This window comes from Streptomyces sp. CB00316, from assembly GCF_001905595.1.
Taxonomy (GTDB): domain Bacteria; phylum Actinomycetota; class Actinomycetes; order Streptomycetales; family Streptomycetaceae; genus Streptomyces.
The window spans coordinates 234991-245887 of sequence record NZ_LIXI01000012.1 but is presented as its reverse complement, the minus strand read 5'-3'; the positions used below and the strand labels follow the sequence as shown (position 1 = coordinate 245887).

General features: G+C 71.2%; 10 protein-coding genes. All 10 read right to left on the bottom strand.

Translation table 11 applies throughout. From position 1 onward, the window contains the following. Positions 1-265 (bottom strand): carbamoyl-phosphate synthase domain-containing protein (locus AMK21_RS29715; protein ID WP_324613927.1); only part of this gene is annotated, 265 nt, incomplete at its 3' end. Further along, entirely contained in the window at positions 262-1530 is a 1269-nt protein-coding gene (locus tag AMK21_RS29710; protein ID WP_073882266.1) for an ATP-grasp domain-containing protein, read from the bottom strand. The genes AMK21_RS29715 and AMK21_RS29710, both read right to left, overlap by 4 nt. Continuing rightward, entirely contained in the window at positions 1527-1817 is a 291-nt protein-coding gene (locus AMK21_RS29705; RefSeq protein WP_073882265.1) for a hypothetical protein, read from the bottom strand. Before AMK21_RS29705 ends, AMK21_RS29710 begins: the two co-directional genes overlap by 4 nt. Positions 1818-1972: 155 nt before the next feature. Continuing rightward, positions 1973-3226, bottom strand: a complete 1254-nt coding sequence (locus AMK21_RS29700; RefSeq protein WP_073882264.1) for an ATP-grasp domain-containing protein — start codon at positions 3224-3226, stop codon at positions 1973-1975. 62 nt (positions 3227-3288) lie between these two features. After that, positions 3289-4242, bottom strand: a complete 954-nt coding sequence (locus AMK21_RS29695; protein WP_073882263.1) for a TauD/TfdA family dioxygenase — start codon at positions 4240-4242, stop codon at positions 3289-3291. Positions 4243-4285: 43 nt separating this feature from the next. Continuing rightward, complete coding sequence (locus tag AMK21_RS35575; RefSeq protein WP_199863307.1) at positions 4286-4435, bottom strand: hypothetical protein; 150 nt, start codon at positions 4433-4435, stop codon at positions 4286-4288. A 65-nt stretch (positions 4436-4500) separates the two neighbouring features. After that, positions 4501-6339, bottom strand: coding sequence for a carbamoyltransferase (locus AMK21_RS29690; RefSeq protein ID WP_073882262.1), 1839 nt, complete (start codon positions 6337-6339; stop codon positions 4501-4503). Between the two features lie 99 nt (positions 6340-6438). After that, positions 6439-8679 (bottom strand): iron-containing redox enzyme family protein, encoded by a 2241-nt coding sequence (locus tag AMK21_RS29685; RefSeq protein ID WP_073882261.1) that lies wholly within the window; start codon positions 8677-8679, stop codon positions 6439-6441. Positions 8680-8865: 186 nt separating this feature from the next. Beyond that, on the bottom strand, positions 8866-9876 hold the full coding sequence (locus tag AMK21_RS29680) for an Inducer of phenazine A (RefSeq protein WP_073882260.1): 1011 nt from the start codon (positions 9874-9876) through the stop codon (positions 8866-8868). 387 nt (positions 9877-10263) lie between these two features. Continuing rightward, a complete protein-coding gene (locus tag AMK21_RS29675) occupies positions 10264-10878 on the bottom strand; it encodes a type VII secretion system-associated protein (RefSeq protein ID WP_073882259.1) in 615 nt (204 codons plus the stop codon). Between the last annotated feature and the right edge of the window lie 19 nt (positions 10879-10897).

The window sequence follows — 10897 nt, the reverse complement described above, 5'->3', positions numbered from 1 at the left end:
CATAACCCGACACCCAAATACGCGCCGACTCCGGATCCTCGTCGTTCACACCCGTGTTACCCACGTGCGGGGCCGTCATGACCACGACCTGACGGTGGTACGACGGATCGGTAAGGGTCTCCTGGTAACCGGTCATCCCGGTCGAGAACACCGCCTCACCGAAGGTCTCCCCCACGGCCCCGTAAGCACGACCGTGGAACGCACGGCCGTCCTCCAGAACGAGAACGGCGAGCAGCGGAGGTCCTCCCCTGTCCCTGCCCCTCATCGATCCAGCCCGCAGGCCACGCGCGCTCCCCGCTCCGGGACGCACTCCAACCGGAACTGGGCTGCCGTCCGGAGGATCGCCTTCTCCACGTCGCCGCTCGCTCCCCCGCGGAACCGGAACCGGGCGCCGACGTGCTCGTACCCGCCCACGCGCGGGACCACCTGTCCCACGGCCGGCACCACCAAGGCGTAAGGGCCCTCGTCGAGCGCCGGCGGTTCGGGGAGTTCCCAGGCCGTCACGCGGCAGGGGGCCGGAACGGGTGAGGGCACCAGCAGCCAGCCGCCCGTACGCCATACGTCCGGTACCGGGAGGTCCGGACGCCGGCCGAGCTGGACGTCGGCGGCGGCCCCGGCGAGGTCGATGCCGTGCACCTCACGCCAGACGAACGGGATCTCCGCCCCGCCGACCCGGTAGCCCGCTTCCAGGAACTGGATCGAGGGCGAGCCGTCGGCAGACCTACCGACGAACGCCTCCAGGTGGAAGACCCACGGTTCCGGGCCGAGCGCACTCGCGACCCGAGAGGTGAACTCGGCCAGCGGCCGCAGGAGTTCGGCATCGTCCACCTCGACCGAGCCGAGCGCCTCCCCCTGGGTGAAGTCCACGCAGGTGTTGACGTACCGGGAGGCCCGCCAGGGGCCCAGTTCCTCGCCGGTCCACAGGCCGTCGATGTGGAAGATCGGGTCGGCGCAGAACTCCTGGACCAGGCGCGGTTCCGGGGGCGAGGTGCGCAGCAGCGGCAGGTCGGCCTCGGAGTCGAGCCGTACGACACCCCTGCTCGCGGTCCCCCGGCGCGGCTTGACCACGACGGGCCAGCCGTGGCGTTCGGCGAAGGCCAGGACGGCGGCCTCGTCGGGGGCGTCCGCGAAGGCGGGGGCGGGTATGTCCGCGTCGGTGGTCACCTGGTTCATGGTGAGCTTGTCGCGGAAGCGGGCCAGGGGGCCGGAGGTCTGTCCCGCGCAGCCCAGCCGCTCACGGACGACGGCTGCGGTGTCGAGGTCGCCCTCGTTGAGGGCCACCACCCGCTCCGGCACACCGAAATGGGTTCGCAGCTCGGTCACCGCGCGCCAGACGGCGTCGAGGCCGTCGGTGGCCGGGACGGTACGGGCGGCTGCCGCGCCGCCGGGCACCGAGTCGAGCGCCAGTTCCGTGGTCACGTAGGTGACCCGGTGGGTACGGTGGTCGACGTACTCCTCGTAGTGGGCGTGCCGGTCGCGCCAGCGGTGGATGACGATGATGTGTCCGCCGTGTTCGCCGTGTCCGCTCATGTCTGATCGGCTCCGGCGGCCGACATGTCCCGGACCCGGCCCACCGCGAAGGTCGCGGAGACCACGGCGGCCCGGGCCGAGCCGAGTGCGCCGCGCGCCGCGTTCAGGTCGCCGTCCGGGAGCTGGCCCACGATGTCGGTGGCGCAGTCGATCAGGTGCAGCGCGGCGCGGGCGAGGGGCTGCTCGCTGCTGTACCGGTCCTCGACCAGTTGACGGGCGGTCTGCAGCTGGGCGACGGGGTCCGGCAGGGACCCCTCCGCCACGACGGGGTAAGTGATCGTGTTCATGGGTGAGTCCATCCCAGGAGGCAGGAGGCAGGAGCGGGGGTGGGGTGGCGTGGGGAGAAGGAGGGGCGGGCGCGCGGGGGGCCGGGGCCTCGGCTGGAGGTCCCGGCCGCCCTGGCCTGCGGCACGCGACGGCTGGACCGGCCGTGCGCCCGCCCTCAGCTGGTCTTGAAGCGGATGCGGTCGTTGGTCGCCTCGCACCTGGCGACTGCGTCGTCCGCGTCGCGTCCGGAGGCGATGACGTACCCGGAGACGCAGTCCGCGACGGTCAGCAGCGGCGGCACGTTCTCGCCGACGCTCTTGCCGATCACGGCCGCCACCTCCGTGTCCGTGAACTCGTCCAGGTACGGGAGGAAGACGTACTGCTTCTCGTCCTTCGGGACCCGGCGGACCTCGTCGGCGGCGTCGTCGTCCACCTCCACGGCGTCGACGGTGCCGGGCTCCGGCGTGAAGAAGCGGACCGCGGCTCCGCCCAGCGGCTCCGGCGAGGTCTGCGGGAGTTCGTCGATGCCGAGCGGGACCGTGAGGAACATCCGGTTGAGGTTGAGCCCGAACGCGCGGCGGACCAGCTCGGGTGCGCCGCTGCCGGCCAGCCGGGCGTGTGATTCGAGGACGCGCGGGCCCTTCGGGGTGAGGACGAACTCGCTGTGCGAGGGCCCTTCGGTGAGACCGACCGCGTCCAGCAACTTCGGCGTGAGTTCGCGGAGTTCGGCGAGCCACGGGGTGGCGTACCGGCTGGGGGTGCTGACCTCCCACTCCACGTACCGGTCGTTCATGCGGTATTCGGAGTAGCCGATGGTGAGGTGGCGGCCCGCGTGGGAGAAGGAGTCGACGCTCACGACGGGGCCGTCCAGGTACTCCTCGGCGATGACCGTCGAGATGTCCGCCTCCCGGAGCGCCTGCCAGGCCTTCGCGGCGTCCTCGGGTCCGTCGACGGGGTGGATGTGCAGGCTCGCGACGCCGTCCACCGGCTTGACGATGATCCGGTCACCGACCTCGGCCCGGAACGCCGCGATCTCCTCGGCGCTCTCCACCATGCGGTAGCGGACGGGGCTGATGCCGTGCTCGTCCAGCAACTGCCGGGTGAGCGCCTTGTCCTTGAGGGCGCGGGCGGTGAACTCGCTGACGCCGGGCAGGCCGAGGGCGTCCACGACGAAGCCGGTGGACTCGGCGGCCGGTTCGGTGGTGGTGAGGACGCGGTCGAACGGGCGCTCGGCGTGCAGCGGCTTCAGGAGTTCGAGGATGGCCGGGCCGTCGTCGAGAGGTCCGTGGATGATGCGCTCGCAGTGCTGGGCGACGGCCACGTCGTAGGCGCCCTCCTCGTGGACGAGGACGACGTCGATGCCCAGCTCCTTGGCTCCCGCGACCGGTGCCGGCCGGCCGCCGATGACTGCCACGCGGTACTTGCCCATGGGGTTCCCTTCGAAGTGGTGTGCGGTAGGTGCAGTGCACACACGGAGAGTTGTCGTTCCGGTCAGGCGGCGTAGCAGCGGCGGAGCCAGCGGGCCGTTATGTTCGGGTGCGGGGTGAACGCCTTGCGGCGGTGCAGCACGCGGAGGTTGTCGAAGATCATGAAGTCGCCTGGCTGGAGGATGAGGTCGGCCGACGGGATGTCGAGCAGGACCTCGCGCCAGTGCTCCAGCGCCTGTCGCGCGGCGGGGGTGAGTCCGGCCGTGGTGCCCCGGTCGTAGCGGGCGCGGTGGCGGCCGTCCGGTCCGGGCTCCAGGACCGGGGTCTTCACCAGCGGGCCGATGGTCTCCCCGTCGTTGGAGTCGGGTGCGCCGACCTCGAACTCCGGTGCGCTGAGCATGGATCGAGCCTCCTCGTCGAGCCGTACGACGACGTCGTCGAGGGCCGCGATCTCGGTGGGGATGCGCTCCTCGTTGCGTATGGCGAAGAAGGTGAGGTACGGCGGTGTGTAGAGCCGGGGGTCCGATCCGGGCGGGCCGAAGGGCTGGTGCGGGTTGTCGGAGTGCCAGAAGAACTCCGAGTCGGCCCCCCAGGAGCTGGTGGTTCCGGAGGCCGCCGGGTTGGGCACCACATTGCGGATGAGCCGACCGTCGTTCTCGTAGCTCACCGCGAACGGCGTGCATCCGAGGAGGCGGATCAGGCCCAGGTGGATGGCGTTGGTCACGGCGAGTTCGCTCTCGTCGGCGAAGCCGCTGACCGGGGTGGCCGGGAAGTCCTGGGTGGGCAGGTTGGACAGGAGCAACGCGTGGGAGCCGGCGGCGGTGAACACCTGGCTGCCGTGGAGGATGTCACCGGGCAGATGGCGCCGCAGCGCGTACGCGCCGATGGACCCGAGGATGGCGTCGTCGAGGTCGGAGTCGAGGCTGGTCTCCGATACCCGGGCCGAGATCTCCTTGCGCAACAGGTCCCGGGCGCTGTCCTCGACTCGGTACCGGGCGAACTGGAGCAAGCTGGTCATCGTCTGTCTCCGTTAGGTCGGTTGCACGCCCTCGTTGCATCGCTCAGCGAGCCGGTGACGGGGCTGTCGCGTTCCAGTACGTGTCGGCGCGCCGGTTCCAGCGACGCGCCAGGGGGTCGTCGACGAGTCGGCTCAGCAGGCCGATGGGCGTCACGACCAGGTAGTAGGCGATGAGGAGCAGGAAGGTGCGCATGGGTGTCCGTCCGTTTCTCGTGTTCTCTCGTGGCGGCGACGCTGGGGCAGGAAGGGCCCGGGGGCTCAGTCGAGAGGGATCTCGTCGCGCCAGTCGGACGCTTCCTGCCACGCGGGCTGGTCGCTCTTCTCCAGCAGGAAGTTGCCGAGCGCCAGCATGTCGATGTCGGTCCGCATGAAGCAGGTGTAGGCCTCCTGCGGGGAGTTGACGATCGGCTCGCCGCGTACGTTGAACGAGGTGTTGACCAGGACCGGGCAGCCGGTGAGGGACTTGAAGGCGGTCAACAGCCGGTGGTAGGCGGGGTTGCTGTGGCCGGTGACCGTCTGTACGCGCGCCGAGTGGTCGACGTGGGTGACCGCGGGGATGGTGGAGCGCCGCACCTTCAGCAGGTCGAGCCCCGAGGCCCCGCCGTCCTGGGCCTCCAGCCGCTGGGCGGCGGCGACCTGGGAGACGACGAGCATGTACGGGCTCTCCTGCGGCAGGTCGAAGTAGTCCTTGGCGTCCTCGGCCAGGACGGCCGGCGCGAACGGGCGGAAGGACTCCCGGAACTTGATCTTGAGGTTCATCGCCGACTGCATGTCCGCGTTGCGCGGGTCCCCGATGATCGACCGGGCGCCGAGTGCCCGGGGCCCGAACTCCATGCGCCCCTGGAACCAGCCGACGATCTTCCCCTGGGCCAGCCCGTCCGCGACCTGCGCGGCCAGGGTGTCGTCGTCGAGCCGCCGGTACGGGATGGCGCGCGCGTCCAGGTAGGCGGCGATCTCCTCGTCGCCGTAGGCGGGCCCGAGCAGCGAGCCGCTCATCGCGTCGCGCCCCGTACGCACGTGGTCGCGGCGCGCGCCCCGCTCCATCGCGACGGCCTGGGCGGCGCCGAGGGCTCCCCCGGCGTCACCGGCGGCGGGCTGCACCCAGACCTCGTCGAAGATCCCGGCGTCGATCACCTTGCCGTTGGCCACGCAGTTGAGGGCGACGCCTCCTGCCATGCAGAGCCGGGACTCCCCCGTACGCTCGCGGGCTGTCCGGGCGAGCCGGAGCACCGCCTCCTCGGTCACCGCCTGCACCGAGGCCGCGAGGTCGAACTCCCGCTCGGTGAGCGGGGTCTCGGAGGTGCGGCGCGGGCCGCCGAAGAGCTTCTCGAAACCGCGCCCGGTCATGACCTGGCCGCGCAGGTAAGCGAAGTAGCGCATGTCCAGGCGGAAGGAGCCGTCGGGCTTGAGGTCGATCAACTTCTCGCGGATGAGGTCGGCGTAGCGCGGCTTGCCGTAGGGCGCGAGGCCCATCAGCTTGTACTCGCCGGAGTCGACCTTGAAGCCGCAGAAGTAGGTGAAGGCGGAGTAGAGCAAGCCGAGCGAGTGGGGGAAGCGCAGCTCCGAGACGGGTCGCAGGTCGGTGCCGCGGCCGTGCCAGAGGGTGGTCGTGGCCCATTCGCCGACGCCGTCGATGCAGAGCACGGCGGCGGACTCGTAGGGGCTCGGGAAGAAGGCGGAGACCGCGTGCGACTCGTGGTGGCGGCGTACGGAGAGGTCGGGCACCCGGCCGCGGCCCAGTGCGGCGAGCTCGGCGCGCACGGTGTCGGCGGTGCGCAGCTTGCCGCCGGGGCCGAGCCAGGCGGGCAGGGTGTCGCGGAAGGAGGCGAAGCCGGTGGGTGCGGCGCCCGCGAAGGTGGCCAGCACCCGGCGGAACTTCAGCCGGGGGTCCTCGTAGTAGGCGACGGCGGAGACGTCGTCCAGGCTCACGCCCTGCTCGTCGAGGCAGTACGCGACCGCGCGGGAGGGGAACGCGGGGTCGTGCCGCCGCCTGGTGAAACGTTCCTCTTGAGCCGCGGCCACCGGGACGCCGTCGGCGATCAGGGCGGCGGCGCTGTCGTGGTAGAAGGCGGAGACTCCGAGAATGAGGTCAGACACCGCTGGGTTCCTCCGGCTGGTTTCGGATTCGGGATCGGGGGCGGGGCGGGGGTGGAGACCGCCTGGGCACGGGAGGGCCGGCGGTCCGCGTCCGGGGCCTCACCTGCGGCGGCCGGTGAAGCGGGTGCGGCGGGCGGCGAGCCGCGCGCCGACGGTCCTCGGCGGGTTGAGCGAGCGGTAGCCCACGCGCACCCGGCCCCACACATCGGCCCGGGCGCCGGGCCCCGGCGCGTCGGGCAGCGAGGCGAGCAGGGTGTCCACGGCGTCGGCCGCCCAGGCGGAGTGGCCGGTGGCCACGTTGTCGATGGTGTTGTGGATGTCCACGAAGCGCGTGCTGAAGCCGTACGACTTCAGAGCGAGGCGCGCTCGCCGGTAGGTGCCGCCGACGCCCGACAGCTCCATGGCCAGGTTCAGCCCCAGGACCTCCGGCAGGAAGGTCTGCGGAAAGCGCCCCACACACAGCCAGTACACCGGGAGTTCGAGGGATTCTTCACGGAAGCCGGGCCACTGCGCGAACGCGGCGGAGGCGGTCGGCGGCAACTCCACTCCCATCTCCTTGAGTACGGCGCGGTAGATGAGCGGGTGGTTCAAGTGCGGTTCGCCGTTGCCGAGTTCGTCCCAGTACGTCTCGAAGAGCGAGTGCCCGATCGCGGACGAGGCCTGCTCGTAGTCGGTGAACCCCTGGAGCCAGCTGCCGTCGATCAGGGTGAGCGGTGCCGTCTGTACGGTGTCGTCGACGACCGCCTCCTTCGAGGGCAGCGGCACCGCCGCGTTCTCCTCGAACTCCGCTCCGTGCTGGTCGTGTCGGGCCTGGAGCCAGGGACGGAGACCTTCGTGGCCCCAGCGTTCGGGCAGTGGCATCGCCGTACGGTCCATGCCGTGCCCGGAACGGGCGAGCCACCCGGCGACGTACTCCATGGCCCAGGAGCGCAGGGCGGGGGTGTCGGTACGGTTCATCAGCAGGTGGTACGCCTCGCGCAGCCCGGACGGGGTGCGGCCCGGGGAGCGTGCTCCTGCCCGCAGGGCTCCAACGACGGCGGCTAGAGGGTCCCGCGTACCGCCCGAGGACGGCTTCTTCGGCCCCTGCTCCGGTTCTGGTTCCGTCTGCGGTTCCCGTGGTCCTGCGGGCTCGGCCGGGAGCGAGTCGATCCAGCGGCGGATCACCGTCAGGTCCTCCGGCGAGAAGACCCGGAACATCGGTCCGCGCTCGCCGACCAACCCCCGTACCAGCGAACTGGCCCCGGAACGACCGGGCTTGACCAGCCTGCTGCGCGCCAGGACGTCGAGCAGCGGGCCCGGGTCGGTCCTGCACTCCGCCAACCAGCGGGCCAGGGGTTTGCCCTCCAGCAGGAACTGGTGGTGGTACACGGCGCCTTCACGCGACCGGAGCCGCATCAGCTCGGCCATGTCGAACGCCGGGTCCCCGGCCGCCACCAGCTCCGCGTGGAGCGCGTCGGACCAGTCCTGAAGGCCGGCCAGCATCCAGCGGAAGCCCGAGTGCACGGCGTCGGCGCCCCGCTCACCCTCCCGCTCGACCAGCGCGTCCACCGCGGCGCGGCACCGCTCGACGGGTGACGGCCCTTCGCCTTCACGCCTGTCGGCCGGGTCGAGTGTCGCCCAGTCGGTCTCCGTCGGCAGCACTTCCCGGACCAGCTCCAGCGCGGGCAGCAGCCCGACCGCGCGCAGGCACAGGTCGGCGCCGAGGATCTCGCCCCGGAAGTCGTCGGGGCGTCGGCTCATCGCCAGGAGCAGCGCAGGGAGCCGGAACGCCCCGTCCGGGATGCGCTGGTCGCCGGTGAGCCGGGCCGCCGGTGCCGCGTTCTCGGCGAGCCGCAGTCGGCGTAACAGTTCGAGGTAGGCGCTGCCCCGGGAGGCCGCCGGGTGGCCGGCGCCCACGTCGGAGGCGTAGAGGGCGAGGATGCGCAGCACCAGGGGGTCGTCGGCGTTCCCGGGGGCGCTGAGCCATTGCAGCCAGGCCCCGGACAGGAGGGCGAGCGGGGCGCAGCCGAGGGCGGCCCGCCGGACCAGCACCTCGCGGTGGCCTTCGGGGCCTTCCTCGCCTCCGGCCAGGGTGAGGTAGCGCTCGCGCTCCCCGACAGCCCAGTCGGCTGCCTGCCGGACGAGGGAGTCGAGCGAGCCGTCACCGGTGTCCGGGGTGGGGCGGCGCAGCTCGGTCCGCACCTCCTCGACGAACCGGCCTTCGGGAAGGGAGGCTTCCGGGTCCGTCGCGTACGCGTACACGGTCCGTGCGGAGCCGCCGTCCCCGGGCAGCCCGTGCGGGCGGCCCGCCCCGTGCTCTGCGGACAGCGTGGCCGTGGCGGCTGCCTGTTGGCTGTGCATCGTTCCCCTCTCTCTCCGTCTCGTGCTCTCCGTCTGGGGCGGTCAGAACATGGGGTAGATGGAGGCGTCGTTCTTGGGCTTGCGCTTACGCCGGAACACTTTCGCGATGAGGTTGCGTACGAACGACATGGCTGAACAGCCCTCTCTTACGTAAAGGGAGTACGGGACCTGACCTGACCGGACCGTTCAGGAAAGCCCGAGGGATTCGGCGAGGAGGCCGGAGACTATTTCCGTACCGTGGTCGGTGAAATGGGCGCGGTCCACATAGAGCCAGTCGTCGTCCTTGACGGACTCGGCGACGACGGGGCTCAGGTCCAGGAAGCGGATGTCCTGTTCCTTGCAGGCGACCTGGAGTGCGTCGGCGTACCGGCGGCCGGTCTCCAGCGTGGCGATGTCGCCGTACAGTTCCCAGAAGTTGGAGATCCCGTCGAGTTCGCCGAAGATCGCCCTCTCCTCGGACGGGCCGGACTCCCGCACCCAGGTCGCCAGCGGCTGAAGTACGTAGGTGATGCGGGCGCCGGTCGGACCTGCCAGCAGGCGGAGTGCGGCGAGGTGGCGGGAGGTCAGATCGACGGCGTAGGCGATCCGGTCCGCGAGCGGGGGCACCACATGAGGGACGTCCTCCGGCTCCCCTGCGCGCCGGCCGAAGCTCCGCTTGGGCTTGCGGTGGGAGGCGCGCAGCTCCTCCATGCTGTCGAAGTACTCGCCGCAGTTGAAGAACCCGCCGTGGTCGCCGCGCTGGGCGTCGGGCAGCCGGCTGAGCGCGAGGTCGTTGAGACCGGAGAAGACGACGATCTCGTCGATCTCGGGGACCAGCTCCCGGTGCATCAGGAACAGCAGCAGCTCCTGCATCGAGTTGTGGCTGCGTCCGGCGAAGTTGAGCCAGGGGACGGAGGGCGCGTACCGGGTCCAGAGGCGCGACGCCATGGTGGCGGTGTCGGCGGTCGCCCCGATCCCGAACGGGGTGGAGCTGCCGGCCAGCAGTCGGACGGGGCCTTCGGGCGGATTCGCCACCGACCCCTGTCCGGTGGCGCTGTGGGAGATCCTGAATCCCAGTCGGTCGGTGTTTATCGTCGCGGAGCGGTAGTCCGCCCGGTGGAAATACATCAGATAGGGCAGGTAGCGGGTTTCCGCACGGTCGTCGAAGTCGTCGTACCGCGACATCTGGGGAGTCAGGAGTTCGCGCTGGGATTTCACGGGCAGGACGCTCCTCGATTCAGGGCTCGCTCTTCCGGTGGGCGTATCTCGGCGCCGTACGTGACGAGCCTTGCCTGTCTGAGCTCCTGAATGAAGGGAACCCTGCGGTCGGGAACGCGCAATGCGGGATGTCGAGGGGGAGACATATGCACCCAAAAGGGGCAATCGACCCTAAGGCTCGCTCGGAGTTGTGGCGCCGGCGCCCAACTGCCGCTCGATCTCCGCGGCCGGGAAGGCCGTCCGTCTGTTCTCGGTGAGCAGACGGCGTAAGAAGGCGTCCACGACGACGGCGGGGCGCGCGTGCCGGTCGATGACGGCCGTGATCTGGGGCCACGTAGGGCACCGACCTTACGCCGAGAAGGTCGGCCACCCCATCAGCGATCCAGGCTAGGGCGCCGGGGCGGTGGTCTCCTCCCCCGCTTCCGCGAGCACCTCCGCGAGCCCTTTTGTCGTCAGCACCATGCTGACCGGGGCCGAGCTGTTGAGGCTGAGGCTGTGTCCGGTGGGGATGCGGGCGAGCAGTTCCCTGAGCGGCAGCGTCACGGACGCCAGTCGCCCAAGGCTCCGGAGGTAGCGCGGGGAGGTGTAGACGGGGACCACCGCCGTGCCGTCGGGTGCCGCGGCGCTCACCGGCTCACCGTCCGCGGTGACCGGCACCGCGACCTCGGCCCTGGCCAGTGCGGCGGTGACGTCCTCGGCGGGGCCGTATCCGGTGGTGGCGAGCTGGACGGCGCGGTCCACCTCGTCGGTGGGCTCGGGCCATCCCATCGCCTCGGGCGACGGGCGGTAGTCCGGGTTGTCCTCCCATTCGACGATCTCGCCCGCGTGGTCCGAGCGCCACTGGCCGATGACGGCCCATTCGGGTGGCGGGCCCTCCCCGTGCCAGGCGGGGTCGGTCAGGTAGAGCCAGTGGTCGGGCGCGAGCCGGGCGGCCTCGACGAACTCCTCCGGGATTGCGGGGTCCAGGGGAGAGGTGGCGGGCTGTGCGCCGGGCTCACTCATCGTGTCCTCGTTCACTGGG

Coding starts and splice junctions, on each gene's coding strand:
- AMK21_RS29710 (WP_073882266.1), bottom strand. CDS start 1,530: ATGAGCGGACACGGCGAACACGGCGGACACATCATCGTCATCCACCGC.
- AMK21_RS29705 (WP_073882265.1), bottom strand. CDS start 1,817: ATGAACACGATCACTTACCCCGTCGTGGCGGAGGGGTCCCTGCCGGAC.
- AMK21_RS29700 (WP_073882264.1), bottom strand. CDS start 3,226: ATGGGCAAGTACCGCGTGGCAGTCATCGGCGGCCGGCCGGCACCGGTC.
- AMK21_RS29695 (WP_073882263.1), bottom strand. CDS start 4,242: ATGACCAGCTTGCTCCAGTTCGCCCGGTACCGAGTCGAGGACAGCGCC.
- AMK21_RS35575 (WP_199863307.1), bottom strand. CDS start 4,435: ATGCGCACCTTCCTGCTCCTCATCGCCTACTACCTGGTCGTGACGCCC.
- AMK21_RS29685 (WP_073882261.1), bottom strand. CDS start 8,679: ATGCACAGCCAACAGGCAGCCGCCACGGCCACGCTGTCCGCAGAGCAC.
- AMK21_RS29675 (WP_073882259.1), bottom strand. CDS start 10,878: ATGAGTGAGCCCGGCGCACAGCCCGCCACCTCTCCCCTGGACCCCGCA.